Source organism: Pseudonocardia sp. HH130630-07 (assembly GCF_001698125.1).
Classification (GTDB): Bacteria; Actinomycetota; Actinomycetes; order Mycobacteriales; family Pseudonocardiaceae; genus Pseudonocardia.
Window position 1 is genome coordinate 2,628,941 of sequence record NZ_CP013854.1, and the last position, 22,936, is coordinate 2,651,876.

At 74.3% G+C, this 22,936-nt stretch carries 20 protein-coding genes and 2 pseudogenes; 17 read left to right on the plus strand and 5 right to left on the minus strand.

Translation table 11 applies throughout. From position 1 onward, the window contains the following. Positions 1–35: 35 nt before the first annotated feature. Complete coding sequence (locus tag AFB00_RS12820; protein WP_068797423.1) at positions 36–713, minus strand: response regulator transcription factor; 678 nt, start codon at positions 711–713, stop codon at positions 36–38. Positions 714–928: 215 nt separating this feature from the next. Here AFB00_RS12820 and AFB00_RS12825 point away from each other — a divergent pair, with 215 nt between their 5' ends. From AFB00_RS12825 to AFB00_RS12870, 9 genes and pseudogenes are all read left to right on the plus strand, one after another. Next, complete coding sequence (locus AFB00_RS12825) at positions 929–2,482, plus strand: carboxyl transferase domain-containing protein (protein WP_068800261.1); 1,554 nt, start codon at positions 929–931, stop codon at positions 2,480–2,482. A gap of 20 nt (positions 2,483–2,502) precedes the next feature. Next, positions 2,503–4,554 carry an ATP-binding protein gene (locus tag AFB00_RS12830; protein WP_083276025.1) on the plus strand — a complete coding sequence of 684 codons (2,052 nt, stop codon included), beginning with the start codon at positions 2,503–2,505 and terminating at the stop codon, positions 4,552–4,554. Beyond that, complete coding sequence (locus AFB00_RS12835) at positions 4,551–5,693, plus strand: acyl-CoA dehydrogenase family protein (protein ID WP_068797425.1); 1,143 nt, start codon at positions 4,551–4,553, stop codon at positions 5,691–5,693. The genes AFB00_RS12830 and AFB00_RS12835 overlap by 4 nt, the downstream gene beginning before the upstream one ends. 175 nt (positions 5,694–5,868) lie before the next feature. After that, a complete protein-coding gene (locus AFB00_RS12840) occupies positions 5,869–6,900 on the plus strand; it encodes an NADP-dependent oxidoreductase (protein ID WP_197519839.1) in 1,032 nt (343 codons plus the stop codon). Between the two features lie 267 nt (positions 6,901–7,167). Continuing rightward, positions 7,168–8,631 carry a fused MFS/spermidine synthase gene (locus AFB00_RS12845; RefSeq protein ID WP_068797427.1) on the plus strand — a complete coding sequence of 488 codons (1,464 nt, stop codon included), beginning with the start codon at positions 7,168–7,170 and terminating at the stop codon, positions 8,629–8,631. Between the two features lie 98 nt (positions 8,632–8,729). After that, positions 8,730–9,170, plus strand: coding sequence for a hypothetical protein (locus tag AFB00_RS12850; RefSeq protein ID WP_068797428.1), 441 nt, complete (start codon positions 8,730–8,732; stop codon positions 9,168–9,170). A gap of 46 nt (positions 9,171–9,216) precedes the next feature. Further along, positions 9,217–10,114, plus strand: a pseudogene (locus tag AFB00_RS31790) (IS5 family transposase). 50 nt (positions 10,115–10,164) lie between these two features. Further along, positions 10,165–10,764 (plus strand): superoxide dismutase, encoded by a 600-nt coding sequence (locus AFB00_RS12865; protein ID WP_068797429.1) that lies wholly within the window; start codon positions 10,165–10,167, stop codon positions 10,762–10,764. Then, positions 10,764–11,276 (plus strand): flavin reductase family protein, encoded by a 513-nt coding sequence (locus tag AFB00_RS12870; protein WP_068797430.1) that lies wholly within the window; start codon positions 10,764–10,766, stop codon positions 11,274–11,276. Before AFB00_RS12865 ends, AFB00_RS12870 begins: the two co-directional genes overlap by 1 nt. Here the strand turns inward: AFB00_RS12870 and surE are convergent. Next, positions 11,264–12,049, minus strand: coding sequence for a 5'/3'-nucleotidase SurE (surE, locus tag AFB00_RS12875; protein WP_068797431.1), 786 nt, complete (start codon positions 12,047–12,049; stop codon positions 11,264–11,266). The genes AFB00_RS12870 and surE overlap by 13 nt on opposite strands. A 106-nt stretch (positions 12,050–12,155) precedes the next feature. Between surE and AFB00_RS12880 the strand changes: the two genes are divergently transcribed. Next, positions 12,156–13,532, plus strand: a complete 1,377-nt coding sequence (locus tag AFB00_RS12880; protein ID WP_068797432.1) for an ATP-dependent 6-phosphofructokinase — start codon at positions 12,156–12,158, stop codon at positions 13,530–13,532. Between the two features lie 38 nt (positions 13,533–13,570). Here AFB00_RS12880 and AFB00_RS12885 read toward each other — a convergent pair whose 3' ends face one another. Beyond that, positions 13,571–14,377: a SirB1 family protein gene (locus AFB00_RS12885; protein ID WP_068797433.1), complete on the minus strand. Its 807-nt coding sequence runs from the start codon at positions 14,375–14,377 to the stop codon at positions 13,571–13,573. Next, entirely contained in the window at positions 14,374–15,330 is a 957-nt protein-coding gene (locus tag AFB00_RS12890) for an ATP-binding protein (RefSeq protein WP_068797434.1), read from the minus strand. The genes AFB00_RS12885 and AFB00_RS12890 overlap by 4 nt, the downstream gene beginning before the upstream one ends. A 209-nt stretch (positions 15,331–15,539) precedes the next feature. On the opposite strand from AFB00_RS12890, the gene AFB00_RS12895 reads away from it, so the two are divergent. Together AFB00_RS12895 and AFB00_RS12900 are read left to right on the plus strand one after the other, a co-directional pair. Next, entirely contained in the window at positions 15,540–15,992 is a 453-nt protein-coding gene (locus tag AFB00_RS12895) for a MaoC family dehydratase (protein ID WP_068800262.1), read from the plus strand. Between the two features lie 11 nt (positions 15,993–16,003). Further along, positions 16,004–17,218 carry an acetyl-CoA C-acetyltransferase gene (locus AFB00_RS12900; protein ID WP_068800263.1) on the plus strand — a complete coding sequence of 405 codons (1,215 nt, stop codon included), beginning with the start codon at positions 16,004–16,006 and terminating at the stop codon, positions 17,216–17,218. A 45-nt stretch (positions 17,219–17,263) separates the two neighbouring features. On the opposite strand, the gene AFB00_RS12905 is transcribed toward AFB00_RS12900, so the two are convergent. Then, the gene (locus AFB00_RS12905; RefSeq protein WP_068797435.1) at positions 17,264–17,752 is read right to left on the minus strand and encodes an inorganic diphosphatase; all 489 of its coding nucleotides are present in this window, start codon (positions 17,750–17,752) and stop codon (positions 17,264–17,266) included. A 195-nt stretch (positions 17,753–17,947) separates the two neighbouring features. Here AFB00_RS12905 and dacB point away from each other — a divergent pair, with 195 nt between their 5' ends. The 5 genes and pseudogenes from dacB to hpt all read left to right on the plus strand — a co-directional run bounded on the left by dacB (position 17,948) and on the right by hpt (position 22,787). After that, the gene (gene dacB / locus AFB00_RS12910; protein ID WP_197519840.1) at positions 17,948–19,357 is read left to right on the plus strand and encodes a D-alanyl-D-alanine carboxypeptidase/D-alanyl-D-alanine endopeptidase; all 1,410 of its coding nucleotides are present in this window, start codon (positions 17,948–17,950) and stop codon (positions 19,355–19,357) included. A gap of 28 nt (positions 19,358–19,385) precedes the next feature. After that, positions 19,386–20,471 (plus strand): zinc-dependent metalloprotease, encoded by a 1,086-nt coding sequence (locus AFB00_RS12915; protein ID WP_083275488.1) that lies wholly within the window; start codon positions 19,386–19,388, stop codon positions 20,469–20,471. A gap of 55 nt (positions 20,472–20,526) precedes the next feature. Beyond that, positions 20,527–21,195: pseudogene (gene tilS / locus AFB00_RS31795) on the plus strand (tRNA lysidine(34) synthetase TilS); the annotation flags it as partial. Positions 21,196–21,981: 786 nt separating this feature from the next. Then, the gene (locus AFB00_RS34830; RefSeq protein ID WP_442965868.1) at positions 21,982–22,170 is read left to right on the plus strand and encodes a TilS substrate-binding domain-containing protein; all 189 of its coding nucleotides are present in this window, start codon (positions 21,982–21,984) and stop codon (positions 22,168–22,170) included. Positions 22,171–22,226: 56 nt separating this feature from the next. Beyond that, a complete protein-coding gene (hpt, locus tag AFB00_RS12925) occupies positions 22,227–22,787 on the plus strand; it encodes a hypoxanthine phosphoribosyltransferase (RefSeq protein ID WP_068797438.1) in 561 nt (186 codons plus the stop codon). The last annotated feature ends 149 nt before the right edge of the window (positions 22,788–22,936 follow it).

Sequence of the window (22,936 nt, forward strand, 5' to 3'; positions counted from 1 at the left end):
GCCGGCCGGCCGGGAGCGGACGCGCTCCCGGAGGGTCAGGCCCCCGGCTCGGACATGCGGTAGCCCACTCCGCGCAGCGTCTCGATGCTGTGCGTCCCGAACGGGGTGTCGATCTTGCGGCGCAGGTAGCCGACGTAGACCTCGACGACGTTGACCTCGCCGTCGTAGTGCGCGTCCCACACCGAGCGCAGGATGTCGGTCTTGGTCACGACCTGCCCGGTGTGGGCCATCAGGTGCTCCAGCACCCCGAACTCGCGCGGGGTCAGGGTGATCTCGACGTCGCCGCGGTGCACCCGGTGGGTGGCCGGGTCCAGGGACAGGTCCCCGACCCGCAGGACGGTCGGCGCGGCCTCACCGGCGCGCCGGAGCAGCGCCCGCAACCGCGCCTGCAGCACGACGAACGAGAACGGCTTGGTCAGGTAGTCGTCCGCGCCGAGGTCGAACGCGTCGGCCTCGTCGTACTCGCCGTCCTTGGCGGTCAGCATGAGCACCGGCGTCCAGACGCCCTGGTCGCGCAGGTGCTGCAGGATCCGGTAGCCGGACAGTCCCGGCAGCATGATGTCCAGGATGATCACGTCGTGCCGGCCGGACAGGGCGTAGCGAAGACCGGTGTTCCCGTCGTGCGCGAGCTCGATCTCGTGGCCCTCGGCGGTCAGCCCGCGGCGGACGAGCTCGGCGAGCGGCTTCTCGTCCTCGACCAGTAGCAGGCGCACGGTTCTACCGTAGGCCGACGGTGGCCGGCGGCTGCGGACCGGTGGCGTTCACGGGCACTCCCTCGTCGTCGTACCCGGTGAGTGTGCGCCGCCGCTCCTGTGACCGGCCTGAGTCCCGCGGTCTGGACGCCCGACGTTAATGAGCGCTAACCTGTTAACGGTCATTAACCGAGAGGGTGGAGATGGTGGTCGGAGGAACGCAGGAGGCCCCGCGGATCGGTTCCGCGGTCGACCTGGCGGACGAGCGCTCCGTCGCCGCCGCCGCGGCGCACCGCGATCTGGTCGCGGACCTGAACGCGCAGCTCGCCACCGCCCGGCTCGGTGGCCCGGAACGGTCCCGGGTCCGGCACGTCGAACGCGGGAAACTGCTCCCGCGGGACCGGGTCGACACGCTGGTGGATCCGTCGTCGCCGTTCCTGGAACTGTCGCCGATGGCCGCCCACGGCATGTACGACGACCAGGCCCCCGGTGCCGGGATCATCACCGGGGTAGGCCGTGTGGCCGGCCGGGAGTGCGTGATCGTCGCCAACGACGCGACGGTCAAGGGCGGCACCTACTTCCCGGTCACGGTCAAGAAGCACCTCCGCGCCCAGGAGGTGGCCGCCCAGAACCGGCTCCCCTGCATCTACCTCGTCGACTCCGGCGGCGCCTACCTGCCCGAGCAGGACCAGGTGTTCCCGGACCGGGAGCACTTCGGGCGGATCTTCTACAACCAGGCGCAGATGTCCGGCCGGGGCATCCCGCAGATCGCCGCGGTACTGGGCTCGTGCACCGCGGGCGGCGCCTACGTCCCGGCGATGAGCGACGAGGCGGTGATCGTCCGCAACCAGGGGACGATCTTCCTCGGCGGCCCGCCGCTGGTCCGGGCGGCCACCGGCGAGGTCGTCACCGCCGAGGAGCTGGGCGGCGGCGACCTGCACTCGCGGACGTCCGGGGTGACCGACCACCTGGCCACCGACGACGCCGACGCGCTGGCCAGGGTCCGCGCGATCGTCGCGACCCTGGGCCCGCGCGCACCCCGGCCGTGGGACGTGACACCGACCGAGGAGCCCGCCGTGGACCCGGCCGGGCTCTACGGGGTGGTGCCGACCGACTCGCGGACCCCCTACGACGTGCGCGAGGTGATCGCCCGGATCGTCGACGGCTCGCGGTTCTCCGAGTTCAAGTCGGAGTACGGCACCACGCTGGTCACCGGTTTCGCCCGGATCCACGGCCACCCGGTCGGCATCGTGGCGAACAACGGGATCCTGTTCTCCGAGTCCGCGCTGAAGGGCGCGCACTTCGTCGAGCTGTGCGACCAGCGCGGCATCCCGCTGGTGTTCCTGCAGAACATCTCCGGTTTCATGGTCGGCCGCGAGTACGAGGCCGGCGGGATCGCGAAGAACGGCGCGAAGATGGTGACCGCGGTCGCCTCCACCCGGGTGCCGAAACTGACCGTCGTCATCGGCGGGTCGTTCGGGGCCGGGAACTACTCGATGTGCGGGCGGGCGTACTCGCCCCGGTTCCTGTTCATGTGGCCGAACGCCCGGATCTCGGTGATGGGCGGCGAGCAGGCGGCCACCGTGCTGGGCACCGTCGGTTCGGGCGTCGATCCGGACTCGATCCGGGAGCAGTACGAGACCCAGGGGCACCCCTACTACTCGACCGCCCGGCTGTGGGACGACGGCGTCATCGATCCCGCCGACACCCGCACCGTGCTCGGGCTGTCCCTGTCCGTGGCCGCCAACGCGCCCCTGGCCGACCCGGCCTTCGGCGTCTTCCGGATGTGAGGGCCCTCGTGGAACCGGCACTGTTCGACACCGTCCTGGTGGCCAACCGCGGCGAGATCGCCGTCCGCGTCGTCCGCACCCTGCGCGCGCTGGGGATCCGCTCGGTCGCGGTGTACTCCGACGCCGACTCCGGCGCCCCGCACGTCCGCGCGGCCGACGAGGCGGTCCGGATCGGACCGGCCGCGGCCGCGGAGTCCTACCTGTCGATCGAGAACGTGATCGCCGCGGCCCGGGCCACCGGCGCGCAGGCGATCCATCCGGGCTACGGCTTCCTGTCCGAGAACACCGCGTTCGCCGCCGCCTGCGAGCGGGCCGGGATCGTGTTCGTCGGGCCGCCGCCGTCGGCGATCGAGGCGATGGGCGACAAGATCCGGGCCAAGCGGACCGTCTCGGCGGCCGGGGTCCCGGTCGTCCCGGGGTCGGACGGCGCGGGCCTGTCCGACGAGGACCTGACCGCCGTCGTCGCCGAGGTGGGCTATCCCGTCCTGCTCAAGCCGTCCGCCGGGGGCGGCGGCAAGGGCATGCGTGAGGTGCACGGGCCCGCGGAGCTCGCCGACGCGATCGCCGGAGCCCGGCGCGAGGCCCGCGGCTCCTTCGGCGACGACACCCTGCTCGTCGAGCGGCTGGTCACCACGCCCCGGCACATCGAGATCCAGGTCATGGCCGACGCCCACGGCGGCGTCGTGCACCTCGGCGAGCGCGAGTGCTCGCTGCAGCGGAGGCACCAGAAGATCATCGAGGAGGCGCCGTCGGCGCTGCTCACCGACGCGCAGCGGGCCGGGATGGGCCGTGCGGCGTGCGAGGCGGCCCGCGCGGTCGGCTACACCGGTGCCGGGACCGTCGAGTTCATCGTCAGCTCCGACCGCCCGGACCAGTTCTTCTTCCTGGAGATGAACACCCGGCTGCAGGTCGAGCACCCGGTCACCGAGGAGGTCACCGGCCTGGACCTGGTCGAGCTGCAGCTGCGGGTCGCCGCCGGGGAGCCGCTGCCGATCGGCCAGGACGACGTGGTGCTCACCGGCCACGCGATGGAGGCCAGGGTCTACGCCGAGACGACGTCGGTCTCCGGCGACGCGCTGACGTTCCTGCCGTCCGGCGGCGAGATCCTGGAGTGGACGCCCGCCGAGGGCGTGCGGGTCGACTCCGGCGTCGCGACCGGGACCGTCGTCGGGTCCGACTACGACCCGATGCTCGCCAAGGTGATCACCCACGGGGCCACCCGCGCCGAGGCACTGCGCCGGCTCGACGCGGCGCTGCGGGACACCAGGCTGCTCGGGATCGACGGCAACGTCGGTTTCCTGCGGAACCTGCTGGCCGACGACGACGTCCGCGCCGGGCGCCTCGACACCGGCCTGATCGCCCGGCGCGGTGCCGCGCTGGCCGACACGGGCGTTCCCGACGACGTGCTCGGAGCCGTCGCCGGGTACGGGCTGCTGCAGCGCGAGCCCGGGCCGGGCGTCGTCGACCCGTTCGACGTCCCCGGTGGCTGGCGGGTCGGCGGACCGGCCTGGACCGTACGACGGCTGGTCGCGGGCGGGGCCGGTACGGCGGCGACCGAGATCCGGGTCCGCGGCCGGGCCGCGGACTTCGAGCTGGCGCTGCCCGGCCCGGACCCGGCGGGGCACACCGTGCCCGGCGTGCCGGCCGCCCCGGTCGTGCGGTGCCGCACCGTCGTCACCGGACCGGGGACGATCGCGCACACGCACGACGGGCGGACCCGCCGCTACCCGGTGGCCCGCGGCGCCGACGGGACGCTCTGGATCTCCCGGGACGGCCGGACCTGGGGCGTGCGCGAGCAGGAGCCGACCGAGGCCGCCGCGACGGCGTCGTCCGGTCCCGGTGACGGTGCGGTCCGCTCGCCGATGCCCGGCACCGTGACGGTCGTCGACGTCGCCGACGGCGACACCGTCGTCGCCGGGCAGAAGCTCGTGGTCGTCGAGGCCATGAAGATGGAACACGTGCTCACCGCCGCCGTCGGCGGGACGGTGCGTGAGCTGAGGGCACGACCCGGCGGCACCGTCGCGAAGGACGCGGTGCTGCTGGTCGTCGACACCGGAGAGGACACGCCATGAGCACCGCCGAGGACTACGAGGCACTGCGGGCCTCGGTCGAGGAGTTCGCGCGCAAGGAGGTGGCCCCGGTGATCGGGGACCTCTACATCCGCGAGGAGTTCCCGTACGACATCACCGCGAAGATGGGCGCGATGGGCCTGTTCGGCCTGCCGATCGGCGAGGAGCACGGCGGCATGGGCGGCGACTACTACGCCCTCTGCCTGGCCCTGGAGGAGCTGGCCAGGGTCGACTCGTCGGTCGCGATCACCGTCGAGGCCGGTGTCGGGCTCGGCGCGATGCCGATCCACCGGTTCGGCACCGACGAGCAGAAGGCCCGCTGGCTGCCCGATCTCGCGGCCGGTCGCGCGCTCGGGGCGTTCGGCCTCACCGAGCCCGGCGGCGGGTCCGACGCGGGCGCCACCCGCACCACGGCCCGGCTCGACGGCGGCGAGTGGGTGATCAACGGCTCGAAGTGCTTCATCACCAACTCCGGCACCGACATCACTTCGGTCGTCACCGTCACCGCCGTCACCGGGGAGAAGCCGGACGGCCGCAAGGAGATCTCGGCGATCCTCGTCCCGTCCGGGACGCCCGGGTTCACCGTCGGTCCGAAGTACTCCAAGGTCGGCTGGAACTGCAGCGACACCCGCGAGCTGTTCTTCGACGACGTCCGGGTGCCGGAGGCGAACCTGCTCGGCGAGCGCGGCCGCGGCTACGCCCAGTTCCTGTCCATCCTGGACGAGGGCCGGGTCGCGATCGCCGCGCTGTCGGCCGGGCTGGCGCAGGGCTGCGTCGACGAGTCGGTCCGCTACGCCGGCGAGCGCGAGGCGTTCGGGAACACGATCGGCTCCTACCAGGCCGTCCAGTTCATGATCGCGGAGATGGAGGCGCGGGCGCACACCGCGCGCCTGGCCTGGCAGCACGCGGCCCGCCTGCTCGTGGCGGGCGAGCCGTTCAAGAAGGAGGCGGCGATCGCCAAGCTCGTCTCGTCGAACGCGGCGATGGACAACGCGCGCGCGGCCACCCAGGTGTTCGGCGGGTACGGCTTCATGAACGAGTACCCGGTCGGGCGGTTCTACCGCGACGCGAAGATCCTGGAGATCGGCGAGGGCACCTCCGAGGTGCAGAAGATGCTGATCGCCCGGCACCTGGGTCTCTGACCCACCCACCCTCCGGCCTCACCCGCCTCACCCGCCTCACCCGCCTCACTCGCCCCGCTCACCCCACCCCAAGCCGCACTCATGGAGCTAGAGCCTCGCCTGGCCGGGCTCTAGCTCCATGAGTGGGCCTCGGGGCGGGTGGGTGCGGGCGGGGCCGTGGGGGTAGACCGTACTCATGGGTAACGACGTCAACCGTCAGGTGCGGCTCGCCGCGCGGCCGCAGGGGACTCCGGGGCCGGAGGTCTGGGAGCACACCTCCGAGCCGGTCCCGGAGCCGGGTGCGGGGCGGCTCGTCGTCCGGGTCAGCCACCTCTCGCTCGACCCGGCGATGCGCGGCTGGATGAACGAGGGGAAGTCCTACGCACCGCCGGTCGGGCTCGGCGAGGTGATGCGGGCGCTGGGCCTGGGCCGGGTCGTGGCCTCGCGGCACCCGGAGTTCTCGGTCGGGGACACGGTGACCGGCGTCGTCGGGATCCAGGAGTACCTCGAGTCCGACGGCTCCGGCCTGCAGAAGGTGCAGCCCGCCGACGGCGTCCCGCCGGAGCGCTACCTCGCGCTGCTCGGCATGACCGGCATGACCGCCTACTTCGGGCTGTTCGACGTCGGTGCGCTGGCCGAGGGCGAGACGGTCGTCGTGTCCGGGGCCGCCGGTGCGGTCGGCAGTGTCGTCGGGCAGCTCGCGAGGATCCGCGGGGCCCGGGTGATCGGGATCGCCGGGGGCCCGGAGAAGTGTTCGTGGCTCACCGGCGAGCTGGGCTTCGACGCGGCGATCGACTACCGCACGGAGAACGTCTCGCAGCGCCTGAAGGAGCTGGCACCGGACGGCGTCGACGTCTACTTCGACAACGTCGGCGGCGACATCCTGGAGGCCGTGCTCGGCCGGCTCGCGATGCACGCCCGGATCGTCATCTGCGGGGCGATCAGCCGGTACAACGCCGAGGGCGTCCCGGCCGGGCCGCGCAACTACATGAACCTGCTGGTGTTCCGGGCCCGGATGGAGGGGTTCCTGGTCGGCGACTACGCCGAGCGCTGGGGCGAGGCGGCCGCCGAGCTCGCCGGATGGCTGGCGGAGGGCCGCATCCACAGCCGGGAGGACGTCGTCGACGGGACCGTGGACGACTTCCCCGAGGTGCTGCTGCGGCTGTTCCGCGGGGAGAACACCGGCAAACTGGTCCTGCGCCTGGGGGAGACCCGGACCGGCTCGTGATGATCAGCGATCGGGAAGGGATCCGGCCACCCGTGGCCGTCCTGCTTCCCGATCCGTGATCACCGGGTTCCTGGCCGCCGTCCGACCTCCGGGGGCGCAGGGCGCGTCCCGTCCGGTCCGGTCGCCACTCCGGCCCCACCCGATCGGCACTCATGGAGCAAGAGCCCGGCCGGACGAGGCTTTGGCTCCATGAGTGCACAACGGGGCGGGGTGCGAGGGGCGGGGCCTGGTTCCCGGGGAGCCGTTCCCGGACGGCACGATGGCCCGGTGCGCCTCGCCATCGCCCGGACCGCCGTCGTCGTGTCGGGGGCGGCGATCCTCGTCGTCGAGACCCTCGCCACCCGGCTGGTCGCGCCGTACGTCGGCCTCACCCTGGAGTCGACGACCGCCGTGATCGGGGTGGCGCTCGCCGGGATCGCCGCGGGCGCCGCGCTCGGCGGGCGCTGGGCCGACCGGCACGACCCGGTGGCCGTCGCGGCGCTGATGCTCGTCGTCGGCGGGCTCGGGACGCTCGCGGTGCGGCCGCTGGTACGGCTGCTCGGCCCGGTGCTCGGGGCCGGGCCGTCCGCGGCGGTGCTGCTCGTCGCGGCGTCCACGCTGGTCTCGGTGACCGCGCTGTCCGCGGTCACGCCCGCGGTCACCAGGGCCCGGCTGACCGGGCTCGACCGGTCCGGGGAGGTCATCGGCGGGCTGTCCGCGGCCGGGACGATCGGGTCGCTCGCGGGCACCTTCCTCACCGGGTTCGTGCTGGTCGCGCTGTTCCCGGTGAGCGTGATCCTGCTCCTCACGGCGGCCGCGTGCCTGCTGCTCGGCGTGCTGGTGGCACCGTGGCGGCGCCGTCGGGACGTCGCCCGGGGCGGCACCGCTGCCGTCCTGCTCGCGGTCGCGCTGGTCGCCGTGCCGGGCCGGTGCGACGCCGACACCACCTACTACTGCGCCTCGGTGCAGCCCGATCCCGGCGATCCCGCCGGGCGCTACCTCGTGCTCGACGACCTGCGGCACTCCTACGTCCGGCTCGGCGACCCGGCGCACCTGGAGTTCGCCTACACCAAGCGGTTCGCCGCGGCCGTCGACACGGCGTTCGGGCCCGCGCGGGCGCTGGACGTCGTGCACGTCGGCGGGGGCGCGCTCACCATGCCGCGCTGGCTGGCCGCGACCCGGCCCGGGAGCACGTCGGCCGTGCTGGAGCTGGACCGCGGCGTGGTCGACCTGGGCGTCCGCGAGCTGGAGGCCGGCGGGATCCCGGGAACCACCGTGCGCACCGGTGACGCCAGGGCTGGGCTGGCCGAGCGGCCGGACGACTCGGCGGACGTCGTCATCGGGGACGCGTTCGGCGCCCGCTCGGTGCCGTGGCACCTGTCCACGGTCGAGTTCGTCGACGAGGTCCGGCGGGTCCTGCGGCCGGGCGGGCTCTACCTGCTCAACGTCATCGACCGGGACCCGCTGGAGCTGGTGCGTGCGGCCACCGCCACCGTCGGCACCCGGTTCGGCTCGACCGGGCTGGTGGCCCGCCCGTCGGAGTTCGCACCGGGGGGCGGCGGGAACGTCGTGGTCGTCGCGTCCGACCGGCCGCTCGACCCGGCGGCCCTGGACGGCGCGGTGACGCGCGCCGGGGAGCCCGGCGCCGTCCTGGACCCCGGCCGTACCTCGGCCTTCGCCGCCGGCGCACCCGTGCTGACCGACGACCGGGCCCCGGTCGACCAGCTCATCACCACCGGGCTGGAGGGCTGAGGCCCACCGGACGCCGGGGCCCGCCGCCCGCCGCCGCGGTCACGCTAGGGTCACGGCGGGACGGGCCGCGGGGCCCGCCGGTACGAGGGGGAGAAGCCGTGGCGACCTGGGACGACCTGCACTCCTACGTGGTGGTGCGGTACGAGATCGTGCGGCAGACGGCGTCCGAGCTGCGCTTCCGGCTCCCCACGACCGGTGACCGCACGCAGCTCGTCATCGTCAAGCGGGTCCGGGAGGACGCCGCCCAGCCGGGCGTCGAGATCACCGACGCCGCGGCCGCCGTCGCCGACCCGGACCAGGAGTGGGTGCAGATCGAGTCGCCGGTGGCCCGGGTCGCCGACGTCGACCTGGCCAGGGCCCTGGAGCTCGCCGGGCCCTCGGTCGTCGGCGGGCTCGCGGCGGAGGAGGGCGTCGTCGTCTACCGGCACTCGATCCCGCTCGGCCCGGCCGCGCTGGACGGCTTCGAGTTCCCCTTCCGCCAGGTCGTCCACCTGGCCGACGAGCTGGAGCACGCCCTGACCGGCCGCGACGACAACTAGGGCGTGTCTCCCAGATAGGCGGACCGGGGTGCGCGATGCTTGATCGGTGCCGCGTACCGCTGTCCTGACTGATGCCCAGTGGGCCCGTCTGGCGCCGCTGTTGCCCTCCTCCGAGGGTCGTCGCGGGTGCCCGTTCCGCGATGACCGCCGGGTGCTCGAGGGGATCATCTACCGGTATCGGTGCGGGCTTCCCTGGCGCGACGTCCCAGCCGAGTTCGGGCCGTGGCAGACGTTGTGGAAGCGGCACCGCCGCTACAGCGGCGACGGCACCTGGGACCACATCCTGGCTGCTCTTCTGGTCGAGGCCGACGCCGCCGAGGTGCTCGGGTGGGCGGTCAGCGTGGACTCCACGATCATCCGTGCCCACCAGCACGCCGCGACCCTCAAGCGCGACACAGGGGGCCGGATCGAACTACACGAATCTGCTCGCCGAACCAGCAGATCACGCGCTGGGACGGTCCCGCGGAGGGCTGTCGACGAAGATCCACCAGCTCGTTGACGGGCACGGCCGCCCGCTGGTGGTCCTCCTCGGCCCCGGCCAGGGCGGCGACTCGCCAATGTTTCCGCACCTGATGGCGCGCCTGAGCATCGCCCGACCGGGCCCGGGACGACCCCGGACCCGGCCTGAACGCGTGCGCGCGGACAAGGCCTACTCCTCACGCGCGATCCGCCGGCACCTGCGCGAGCGCCGGATCATCGCTGTCATTCCGGAGCCCTCTGACCAGCAGGGACACCGCAAACGACGGGGCTCACGCGGTGGCCGACCGCCCGCATTCGATCCGGTCGACTACCGAAACCGCAACGTCGTCGAGTGCGGGTTCTGCCACGTCAAGCAGTGGCGCGGGCTGGCCACCCGTTACGACAAGCTCGCCCTGACCTTCCGCGGCGGCGCCGTCCTGAAGGCGATCGTCACCTGGCTCCGCGCATTGGGAGACACGCCCTAGTCGCAGGTCACACCTGACCTGAAGTCCGGTACAGGTCCGAGGCTTCGGTCATGGCTCAGTACACGCTTCCGGACCTGCCCTACGACTACGGCGCGCTCGCCCCGCACATCGCGCCGGAGATCATGGAGCTGCACCACTCCAAGCACCACAACACCTACGTCCAGGGCCTCAACGCCACCCTGGACAAGCTGGCCGAGGCCCGCGAGAAGAACGACTTCGGCGCGATCGTCGGCCTGGAGAAGACCCTCGCGTTCAACCTCGGCGGCCACGTCAACCACACCGCCTTCTGGAAGAACCTCTCCCCGGACGGCGGCGACAAGCCCACCGGTGACCTGGCCGCCGCGATCGACGCCGACTTCGGCTCCTTCGACGCGTTCCAGGCCCACTTCACCGCCGCGGCCACCACCATCCAGGGCTCCGGCTGGGCCATCCTGGGCTACGACCAGCTCGGGCAGAAGCTGCTGATCCACCAGCTCTACGACCAGCAGTCCCAGCTCCCGGCCGGGCAGACCCCGATCGTCCTGCTCGACATGTGGGAGCACGCCTTCTACCTGCAGTACAAGAACGTGAAGCCGGACTACGTCAAGGCCTGGTGGAACGTCGTCGACTGGGCCGACGCGGCCGAGCGCCTCGCGGGGGCGCGGGGGTGATGAGCACCCGTACCGATCTCGCCGGGGCCCTGCGGACGGCGTTCCGCGGGCACCCGGCGGGGGTCGCCGTCGTGACCGCGACCGGGGCGGCGGGACCGGCGGGGATGACGATGTCGTCGGTCGCCTCGGTGTCCACCGACCCGCCCGCGCTGTCGTTCTCGATGGCGCGCACCGCCCGGCTCGCCGATGCGGTGCTGGGGTCGGGCTCGGTCGTCGTCCACCTGCTCGACGACGTCGACGCCGGCCTCGCCGCCGACTTCGCCGCGCCCGGTGCGGAGCGGTTCGGGCCCGGGACCCGGTGGGTGTCGCTGCCGACCGGCGAGCCGTGGCTGCCCGACGTCGGGACGGCCGTGCGTGCCCGGGTGTGCTCGGTCGCCGAGGTCGGGGCGTCGCTGCTGTTCGCCGCGGAGATCGTGGAGGTGCTCGGGCTGCGGCGGCGCGGCGGGCCGCTCGTCCACGTCGGCCGGGAGTACCGGTCGGTCGGCGCCGGCGCCCTGCCTCAGGCGGGGTAGCCGGTCCCGCCGGGCCGGAAGCCGATCGGGGACAGCTCGGTCACCGTCGGGTGTCCCGCGGCGAGCAGCGCGACGTCGGTACCGGGCAGCGCCTCGGAGTGCTCCTCGGACACGACCGCGCGCAGGCCGCCGGGCCGGTCGCCGTCCGGGCCGCGGTGCACCATCCGCACCCGCACCGAGCCGGTCGCGCAGAGCGCGGCCTCGCGCAGCGGCGGGAGCCGGTCGATGCCGACGTCGGGGACGTTGACCGTCCACGGCGTCCCGGCCGGGCGGGAGCGCAACCGTTCGAGCAGCTCCGGCAGCAGTGCCGTGACGGTGTCCCAGTGCGGACGCCGCGGCACCGCCAGGCCGCAGGCCAGTGACAGCGCGATCCCGGACCAGCCGTTCAGCGCCCCGGCGAGCACGGCGCCGACCGTCCCGGAGTGCAGCACCTGGCCGCCGGTGTTCGCGCCGATGTTGATCCCGGAGAGCACCACGTCCGGCCGGCGCTCGAACCAGCCCTGCCCGGCCGCCTGGACGATCCACGCCGGGTCCGCGGCGAGCGCCCAGGCCTCGATCCCGTCCAGCTCGGCGATGTCGTCCCGGGCGCTCAGCGCGACGTGGCCGTCGTCCTCCGGGCCGACGACCGCCCGGACCGACCCGCCCGCCCCGCTGGCGTCCGACGCCGGGGCGGCCACGACGACGTCGTACCCCGCCTCCCGCGCCGCCCTGGCCAGCGGATACAGCCCCGGGGACCCGATTCCGTCGTCGTTGGTGATCAGAGCGAGCGGCACCGGCCCAGCCTAGTTGCACCCCCGCTCCGGGGGTGTCGGTGCGGTCCACCGGGCCGTAGGCGACGATTGGGGCGGGTACGGGATCGATACACCTGAAGGAGTGCGTGTGACGACGTGGGAGTACAGCACCATCACTCCGGACGACCTGGCGATCGACACCCTCGGCCCGGCCCGCATCACGTCCCCGCTCGCCCCGCTGCTCGACGCCCGACGCACCACCGAGCACTACGTCGACTCCGGTGACCGCGTCCTGCTCGACGACACCGCCAACGGGCTCAAGTCCCGCGGTGTCGACGTCGAGGACCTGCCCGGGCTGGAGCCCTGCGGCCCGCGCCGCCAGATCTACTTCGACCCGTCGAAGACCCGGGCCGGCATCGTCACCTGCGGCGGGCTCTGCCCGGGGCTCAACGACGTCATCGCCGGCCTCGTGCGCACCCTGACCTACCACTACGGCGTGCGCCGGGTGGTCGGGTTCCGCAACGGCTACCGCGGGTTCGTCTCCTCCTACGGGCACGACGTCGTCGAGCTGACGCCGGAGTCGGTGCGCGAGATCCCGGTCGACGGCGGCACCTTCCTCGGCACCTCGCGCGGCCCGCAGGACCCCGAGGAGATCGTCGACTGCCTGGAGCAGATGCACCTCAACGTGCTGTTCGTGATCGGCGGCGACGGCACGATGCGCGGCGCCATGGAGATCGCCAGGGTGGTCGCCGAGCGGAGCCTGCGGATCGCCGTCGTCGGGATCCCGAAGACGATCGACAACGACATCCCGTTCATCGACCAGAGCTTCGGCTTCCAGACGGCGTTCTCCCAGGCCAGTGACGCCATCCGGTCGGTGACGGTGGAGGCCAAGTCCACCCCGGGCGGGGTCGGGCTGGTCAAGCTGATGGGCCGGCACTCCGGCTTCATCGCCTGCTACGCCTCGCTCGTCCGGTCCGACGCGGACGCCGTCCTCATCCCCGAGGTGCCGTTCGAGCTCGACGGTGAGACCGGCCTGCTGCACCACCTGCGACGACGGGTGGAGCAGCGCGGGCACGCGGTCGTCGTCGTCGCGGAGGGGGCCGGGCAGGAGCTGCTGCCGCCGGTGGGGCGCACCGACGCGTCGGGCAACGCGAAGCTCGCCGACATCGGCCCGTGGATGCGGGAGCGGATCACCGAGTCCTTCGCCGGGGCCGGGATGGAGACGACGGTGCGCTACGTCGACCCCAGCTACCTGATCCGCAGCGTCCCGGCGAACCCGTACGACAGCGTCTACACCGTGCGGCTGTCCCAGGCCGCGGTGCACGCCGCGATGTCCGGACGGACGGCGATGGTCGTCGGCCGCGTCCGCCGCCGGTTCGTGCACATCCCGATGTCCCTCGCGGTGAGCCGCCGCAACCAGGTCGACCCGTACGGGGACCTGTGGATGGCGGTGCTGGAGTCGACCGGCCAGCCGTGGCGGTTCGGCGAGGACTCCGGCGCCCCGACCCGCGCCCCGCACACCTGACGTACCAGCCGTCCGCGCTGCGGAACCGGCCCGGACCGTCAGTTGAGGTGCGCCCGGTGCCGCCGGGCCTCGGTGCGCACCTCGTCCAGGGTCTCGGCCCCGCTGCGCGACCCGCGTCCCGGACCGTCGGCCCAGGTCTCCAGCAGGCGGGCCGCCTCGTCCCACCGGGCCTGGGCGGCGAGCACCGAGCCCAGCTCGCGGATCAGGTCGGGGCCGCGGTGCCGCAGCCCCAGCCGCATCCGCAGCACCCGTTCCAGCCCGGCGTGGTCCCTGGACCGGGCGTGGACCACCCGCAGGTTGTCCAGGATCCGGGCCAGGATCTGGCGGGTCGAGACGCGCGGCAGCATCCCGGAGTCGAACGGCACCTCCGGGCCGGCGCCGGTGGTGGCCCGGAACAGCCGCTCGCAGCCGGCCGGGTCCAGCCGTCGTCCCCGGTCGAAGACGTCGAGGTAGCGCTGGGTCCCGGGCAGCCGGACCAGGAAGTGCCCCGGCATGCCGACGCCCTCCAGCGGGACCCCGGCCCGCCGCCCGACCTCGATCGTCACCACGGCCAGCGTGATCGGGATGCCGGTCCGGCGCTCCAGCACGTCGGGCAGGAAGGAGTTGCGGGGATCGGCGCGGTCGGTCACGTTGCCGACGAACCCGGCGTCGATGAACAGCCGGTGCAGCAGCGACTCCGGGCCGGTCACGCCGTCGGCGAGGTCGTCGAGCGCCGCCGTCACCCGGGCGGTGCGGTCCTCGCGGCCCATGCCGACGGCGATCGCGCACGCGGCCCGGTCCAGCTCCGGTTCCGGCCCGCTCACCATGCGCAGGAAGCGGGCCACCGGATCGACGCCCGGCGTCACGGCGGGCTCGTCGTCACCCGGACGACGGTGCCGCGCACCCGGCCCGGGTCGTCCTCGGCCGTCCAGACCTGCAGCACGTCGGTCAGCTCGGAGGCCAGCCACAGCCCACGGCCGCGGGTCCCGGCGGCCGGCGGCGCGCTCAGCCCGGGGAACGGCAGGTGCACCGCGGCCGGGTCCGCCATCTCGGCGACGAGCCCGTCGGGGGTGCGCCACATCCGCAGCACCGGGGCCCCCGAGCCGTGCTCGATACCGTTGCTGAGCAGCTCGTTCACCGCGAGGACGAGGTCGTCGGCCCGGCCGGGGCCGCAACCGCTCAGTACCGCCTGCCGGTGCACCACACGGCGCATCGAGCCCAGGTCGCCGAGCCGGATCGGCAGCTCGACCAGCGGGGCGCCGAGGTCCGCGGGCGGCGGCTGCGGGTTCTCCGCGAGCAGGTCCCGCAGCGGGCGCCGACGGTGCCCGCTGGGGACCGGCACCCCGTCGACGAGCAGCTCGTCGTGCAGCGCGCCCGCGTCCGCCCTGGCGGCGGCGCCGTCGGCGAAACAGCACAGCATCTGCACCGGGAGGTCGCGCAGCGCGTGGTCCAGCGCGAGGTCCAGGCGGGTCCAGTAGGCCGGGTCGGTACCGGGGACCGGGCAGGGCTGGCCGACCGTGCAGACGTCCGGCGCGCCGTCGGCGAGCGCCGCGCGCACCGCCCGGCTCCACCGCCCCGCGACGGTGAACGGCGGGGCCGAGTGCATCCGCTCGGGCCGCCGGAACAGCACGCCCGCGTCCCGCCCCAGCAGGCGTTCCAGCGCGACCCGGCACCGCCGTTCGACCACGACGATCGCCCGCGCGCCACGCTCCAGCGCGGCCGCGAGCGGGCCGGCGAGCGACTCGGCCTGGTGGTCCGGGTCCCGGTAGGGCACGGCACGGTGCGCCAGCCCCCGCACGGGGGCGGTCGGACTGCTCATCGGCGGTCCGCTGCGGTCGGGTGCATCGCGTGGTGGCCTTCCGTGGAGGGGTGGCCCGCTCCTGGCCGCGGGCACGTCCTCGCGCACCGACCATAGCCAAGTCGGCCGGTCCGCGCGGCGCGGGGCGGACGACGTCGTCCCGGCCGTTGTTCGTCCGATGCGGTAGAGAGGTTCACCGACGGACGCACACGACGCGGAAGTGGGTGGAGATGCACGTCTTCAACGGAGTGGACGAGCTACGGGCGGCGGCCGGCACCGAGGTCGGCGTCTCGGACTGGGTCGGGATCGGGCAGGACAGCATCGACGGTTTCGCCGACGCGACCGGCGACCACCAGTGGATCCACGTCGACGCCGAGCGTGCCGCCGACGGCCCGTTCGGCACCACGATCGCGCACGGGTTCCTCTCGTTGTCGCTGCTCCCGGTGCTGGTCAAGGCCGTGTACCGGGTCGAGGGCGTGCGGATGGGCGTCAACTACGGCCTGGACCGGGTGCGGTTCCCCAGCCCGGTGCCGGTGGACTCGCGGGTCCGCGGCCGGGTGACGATCGACGAGGTCGGTGACGTCTCCGGCGGTGTCCAGATCGCGTCGACGGTGACGGTCGAGATCGAGGGCGCGGAGAAACCGGCCGTCGTCGCCCGCTGGCTGACCCGGCAGTACGTCTGATGGGGGCCGAGCTGCGGGACGCGGTGATCTGCGAGCCCCTGCGCACGCCGGTGGGTGGTTTCGGCGGTGCGTTGCGCGACGTACCGGCGCACACGCTCGCCTCGACGGTGCTCTCCGCGCTGGTCGAGCGGACCGGTCTGGACCCGACCGTCGTCGACGACGTCGTGCTCGGCCACTGCTACCCCTCGATGGACGCCCCCGCGATCGGCCGGGTCGCCGCCCTCGACGCCGGGCTGCCGGTGACCGTGACCGGCCTGCAGCTCGACCGGCGCTGCGGGTCCGGGCTGCAGGCGGTGCTGTACGCGGCGATGCAGGTGCAGACCGGTGCCGCCGAGGTCGTGCTGGCCGGTGGCGCGGAGTCGATGTCCGGGGCGTCGTTCTACTCGACCGGGATGCGCTGGGGGATCCGCGGCGGCACCCCCGGCGTGCTGCTGAACGACTCGCTGGCCCGGGGCCGGGTCACCGCGGGCGGGGTCAACTTCCCGGTGCCCGGCGGGATGCTGGAGACGGCGGAGAACCTGCGCCGGGAGTACGGGATCGGCCGCACCGAGCAGGACGAGCTCGCCGTGCGTTCGCACCACCGTGCGGCGGCGGCCCGGGACGAGGGGCGGTTCGCCGACGAGATCGTCCCGGTGACGGTGCCCGGACGCCGGTCGGACACGGTCGTCGACACCGACGAGCACATCCGTCCGGACTCCTCGGTGCAGACCCTGGCCGGGCTGCGCCCGGTCCTGCGCCGCGACGACGACGAGGCCACGGTCACCGCCGGGAACGCCTCCGGCCAGAACGACGGCGCCGCCGCGTGCGTCGTGACCAGCCCGGGGACCGCCGCCGAGCTGGGCCTGCGGCCACTGGTCCGGCTGGTCTCCTGGGGCCTGGGCGGGGTGCCGCCGAAGACGATGGGCATCGGCCCGGTCCCGGCCACGGCCACCGCGCTGCAGCGGGCCGGGCTCACGCTCGCCGACATCGACCTGATCGAGCTGAACGAGGCGTTCGCGGCGCAGGTGCTGGCGTGCACCCGGGAGTGGAAGTTCACCGAGGCGGACTTCGGGCGCACGAACGTCAACGGGTCGGGGATCTCGCTGGGGCACCCGGTGGGGGCCACCGGCGGCCGGATCCTCGCCACGCTGAGCCGGGAGATGCACCGCCGGGACGCCCGCTACGGGCTGGAGACGATGTGCATCGGCGGCGGGCAGGGGCTCGCCGCGGTGTTCGAGAAGGTGTGACCCGCGCCTCCCGGGACGGCCGGACCGGCCGTCCCGGGGTGCCGGTCAGTGCCCGGCGGTCTTGGCGCGCTCGTAGGACGCCTTGATCTCGCGCTCGGCGTCGGCCCGGCCGACCCAGGAGGCGCCCTCGACGCTCTTGCCCGGCTCGAGGGTCTTGTAGATCTCGAAGAAGTGCTGGATCTCCGCCCGGTCGAACTCGGCGAGGTGGTGGATGTCGCGCAGGTGTTCCTGGCGCGGGTCGCTGGACGGGACGCACAGCACCTTGTCGTCGCCGCCGGCCTCGTCCTTCATCCGGAACATGCCGATCGCCCTGGACCGGATGACGCAGCCGGGGAAGGTGGGCTCCTGCACCAGGACCAGCGCGTCCAGCGGGTCCCCGTCCTCGCCCAGGGTGTCGTCGATGAACCCGTAGTCGGCGGGGTACTGGGTGGCGGTGAACAGGGTCCGGTCGAGCCGGATGCGACCGGTCTCGTGGTCGACCTCGTACTTGTTCCGGCCGCCCTTGGGGATTTCGATGGTGACGTCGAAGTCCACGGTTCGTTGCTCCTTGAAGAGGGGTGGCCCGCCCGTTCCGGCGGAGTCCGTGCTTCCCCCTAGTGTGGGGGAGCCGGACTCCGCGGCTGCAGGCGGTGACCTCACCGGCGGCAGATGTGGCGACCGTCGCACCGTCGCCCGGACAGGTCGAACGGCACCGGAACCCCGGTGCCGGGCAGCGAGCAGGAGGCTCCAGTGGGACGCAGGCACCGGCGGACCGACCGCAGCACGCGCCGGTTCGCCGTCGTCGCCGTCGCGGTCATGGCACTGGCGTCGCTCTTCGGAGCCGTCGCGCTGGCCGGTCCGGAGACCCGCGGCGAGATGGGCTTCGGCACCGCGGCCGTGCAGTACCCGCCGGTCCCGATGCCCGAGCTGGGGCCGCTCACGCCCACCGCACCCGTCCCGAACTCGGCGGGGATCACCCAGGCACTCGCCGACCAGCTCGACGCCCCGGAGCTCGGCGAGGTGACCGGGGTCGTGCTGGACTCGGCGTCCCCGCGCAGCGTGCCGCCGCTGTGGGAGCGCGAGGGTGACCGCGCGATGCTCCCCGGCTCCACGATGAAGCTCCTCACCGCGGCCGCCGCGCTGCTCACCCTGGACCCGCTGGACCGGCTCGCGACCCGCGTCGTGCCCGGCCCGACCGAGGACTCGGTGGTGCTCGTCGGCGGTGGCGACCCCTCGCTGACCGCGCTGCCGCTGGGGGAGAACGGGCTCTACCCCGAGCCCGCCCGGATCGCCGAGCTCGCCGACGAGGTGAAGAAGGCCCGCCCGGGGCAGATCAACCGGGTCCTCGTCGACACCGCCCTGTGGACCGGTCCGGCCGAGGCGCCCGGCTGGGGCCCGAGCGACGTGGCGGACGGCTACGTCGCCCCGATGACGCCCCTGATGCTCGACGGCGGCCGTACCGACCCCGGTGAGCAGGACGGCCCGCGCTCGACGGACCCCGCGCAGGCCGCCGGCCGGGCACTGGCCGACGCCCTCGGGGCCGGCGACGTCGAGGAGGGCCGGGCCCCGGCGGAGGCACCGGTGCTGGGCAGCGTGTTCTCCCCGCCGATCGCGACCCTCGTCGAGTACATGCTCACCGCCTCGGACAACGTCACCGCCGAGGCCCTCGCCCGGCAGGTCGCGGTCGTCCAGGAGGGCGACCCGTCGTTCGAGGGCGCGTCCCGCGCGGTCACCTCGTCGCTGCTGCAGGCCGGGTACGACGTGCAGGGCCTGCAGATCGCCGACGGCAGCGGGCTGTCGGTGGACAACCGGGTCCCGGCGCGGCTGCTCGGCTCGGTGCTGCAGTCGGCCGCGGCCCAGTCCGACAGCCCGGACGACGTCCAGTTCCTGCGCCCGATCCTGACCGGGCTCCCGGTCGCCGGTGGCGGTGGCACGCTCGCGGAGCGCTTCACCGACGGGTCCGCGGTGGCCGGGCGCGGGGTCGTGCGGGCGAAGACCGGCACGCTGAGCGGGGCGTCCAGCCTGGCCGGGGTGGTGACCGACATCGACGGCCGGCTGCTGGTGTTCGCGCTGCTGTCGAACGGGACGTCCCCGGCCGACGCGCGTCCCGCACTGGACCGGGTCGCGGCGACGCTGAGCCGCTGCGGCTGCCGCGGCTGACCCGCCCGCCGCGGGTAGCGTGAGGCGAATGCAGTCCGACCCGACCGGCACGGCCACGATGCCCCCGCAGACGTCGCACGAGCGGGGCCTCCCGGTGAACTGGTCGCTGGCCGCGTCGACGGCCGCCCGGTTGATGCCGCCCGGTCCCCGGACCTCCCCGGCGGCGGCGCGGGAGCTGGTCGAGCGGCTGCGGACCGACTCCGCCCGGGCCGAGGGGCACGTCCGGGAGGTCACCGGGCTGGGCGCGGGACTGCCGCTGCTCCCGGCCGACGTCCTGGACCGGCCGGCCTGGGCCCGGGCCGCCGTCGACGGGATGGACGCGCTGACCGGCCGCGCGGTGCTGCCCGCCGCTCCCGGGCCGCTGCGCTCGGTGACCGCCGCCGGCGCCGGGGTCCAGCTCGGCGGGCTGCTCGCCTACCTGGGCGCCCGGGTGCTGGGCCAGTACGACCCGTTCGGCGGCCCCGACGGCGCCGGGCGGCTGATGCTGGTCGCCCCGAACGTGCACGCCGTGACCGGGGCGCTGGACGTCGACGGCGCCCAGTTCGGGCTCTGGGTGTGCCTGCACGAGGCGACCCACCGGCTGCAGTTCACCGCCGTGCCGTGGCTGCGCGACCACTTCGCCGACCTGGTCACCGAGCTGCTGTCGCTGCAGGAGCCGGACTCCGCGGCGCTCACCCGGCTGCCCGAGGCGATCCGCTCGCTGCGCGGTGCGGACGGCCGCGGCGGTACCGACGTCCTCGCGCTCGTCGAGCTGCTGCAGGGGCCGGAGCAGCGGGCGCTGCTCGACCGGCTGCTCGCGCTCTCCACCCTGCTGGAGGGGCACGCCGACCACGTGATGGACGCGGTCGGCCCGGACGTGGTCCCCGACGTCGCGGTGATCCGGCGCCGGTTCACCGCGCGCCGTCGCGGCGGGGGCCTGGTCGACCGGCTGCTGCGGGCGCTGCTCGGCGTCGAGGCCAAGATGAAGCAGTACGCCGTCGGGGCCGCGTTCTGCCGCACCGTCGAGTCCGAGGCCGGCACGGCCGGGCTGAACCGGGTGTGGGAGTCGCCGGAGACCCTCCCGACCCGCGACGAGCTGACCGACGCGCAGGCATGGCTGCGTCGGGTGGCCTGACCGGGCGCTCGCGGTCGTGACGACCGGCCCGGCGACCCGGCGGGTGCGGTCGGCCGTGCGCGCCGCGTTCGCCGCGCTGCCCGGCCCGGTGCGCGCGGTGCCGCCGGTCGTCGGCTGTTCCGGCGGAGCCGACTCGACGGCCCTGGTGCTCGCGGTACGGGCGGTGCGGGACGGGCCGGTGCACGCCGTCGTCGTCGACCACGGGTTGCAGGACGGTTCCGCGGAACGCTCCGCGGCGCTCGCCCGGTGGCTCGGCACGACCGGGGTGACCGCGGTCGTCCGGGCGGTCGAGGTCACCGGGTCCGGCGGGACCGAGGCGGCCGCGCGCCGGGCCCGGCGCGCGGCGCTGCTCGACGCCCGTCCCGATCCGTCCTCGCCGGTGCTGCTCGGGCACACCCTCGACGACCAGGCCGAGACCGTCCTGCTCGGGCTCGCCCGCGGGTCCGGGGCGCGCTCGCTGTCCGGGATGCGGGACCGGGCCGGGCCGTGGCTGCGTCCGCTGCTCGGGCTGCGCCGGGCCGACACCGCCGGCGCCTGCGCCGAGGCCGGCGCGGCGGTGTGGGCCGACCCGCACAACGCCGACGCCCGGTTCACCCGGTCCCGGCTGCGGCACGAGGTGCTGCCGCTGCTGGAGGAGGTCCTCGGCGGGGGCGTCGCGGAGGCGCTCGCCCGCACCGCAGCACAACTGCACGACGACGACGACGCCCTCACCGCCCGGGCCGCGGTGGTGCGCTCCGCGGTGGTGCGGGCCGTGGGCGTGGCGGATCCCGGCGGTTCGGGTGGTTCGGGCGGTTCCGCGGAACGCGATCGGGACGCGGGACCGGGTGATGCGGGGCGTTCCGCGGAACGCTCTCCCGGTGGGTCCGTGGTCCGTCCCGCACCGGACCTCCCCGGACGTTCCGCGGCCCCTTCGCACTCACCGGCCGGGCGTTCCGCGGAACGCTCCGACCGACCGTCCGCAGCACGCTCGGACCTCTCCCGGAACCCGGACCCGGCGTGTTCGGCGGAACGCTCGGACTCATCGGGAGAGCGTTCCGCGGAACGCTCGGAGGTCGAGGTGGGCGGGTCCGGGCGTTCCGCTGAACGCACGGAGCGCACGGGACGTCCCGGGAACGCCGGGTTCAGCGGCCCCGTGGGTGATGCGGAGCTGCCCGGGGACACGGGCGTCGCCGGGCCGGAGCGTTCCGCTGAACGCACCGGACACGCGGATCCGGGCGGGCGCGGGCGTTCCGCGGAACGCCCGGGGCCGGTCGGGGACGGCGGACCCGGTGGTCCCGGTCGTCCGTCCTCCCCGCGGACGGACGAGCCGCATCGTGCCGAGACGCACACGGAACGTGACCATCAGGGGCGGCCGACGCCCGCGGTCCCGGGTGATCCCGGTGACAGGACACCGGCGGGGCGCCCCCGTGAGCAGCCCCCGTCCGCGCACGTCACCGGTTCGGGGGAGGTGGTCGCACCCGTGCTCGACGTCGCACCACTGGTCGCCGAACCGCCGGCCGTCCGGCGCCGTGTGCTGCGGGAATGGCTCGCCGGACACGGCGTCCGGGCACTGACCGACGCCCAGCTCCGCGCCGCCGACGACCTCGTCGGACGGTGGTGCGGGCAGGGCGGGCCGACCCTCGGTGGTGGCTTGGAGCTGACCCGCTCGCGTGGCAGGCTCGTGCTGCGCCGCCGCAGGTGGGGGCGTGACCGGGCGTGACGATCACCCGGTGCCGCAGTCGACCGGGTCGCCATCGTGGCCCGCGAGGGGGTCGGGTGTACGACGGGGACATCTCGTCCGTGCTGGTCACCGAGGAACAGGTGCGGGAGAAGACCGCAGAGCTGGCCCGCGAGGTGGCCGGTGACTACGCCGATCTCGTCCGGGGCGGCCGGGACTCCGACCTGCTGCTGATCGGCGTGCTCAAAGGCGCGGTCATGTTCATGACCGACTTCGCCCGTGCGCTCCCGGTGCCGACGCAGCTGGAGTTCATGGCGGTCAGCTCCTACGGGTCGTCCACGTCGTCGTCGGGGGTCGTGCGGATCCTCAAGGACCTCGACCGGGACATCGCCGGCCGGCACGTGCTGATCGTCGAGGACATCATCGACTCCGGTCTCACCCTGAACTGGCTGCTGAACAACCTGCAGACCCGTGGACCGGCGTCGCTGGAGGTCGTCACCCTGCTCCGCAAGCCCGACGCGGTGAAGGTCGACCTGCCCGTGCGGTACGTGGGCTTCGACATCCCCAACGAGTTCGTCGTGGGCTACGGCCTGGACTACGCGGAGCGGTACCGCGACCTGCCCTACATCGGGACCCTGGACCCGGCCGTCTACGCCTGACCGGCCCTGGGAGACGCGGCCGCCGGAACGCAGTTCCCCGCCCCGCGGCCACGGCACCCCGCCCCCGGAACCCGCGTCGCCCCCTCCCGCTGTCGCGAGGGACACGGGAACCGTCGCCGCCGGCCGCGGCCCCCGCCGTTCCGGGCCGG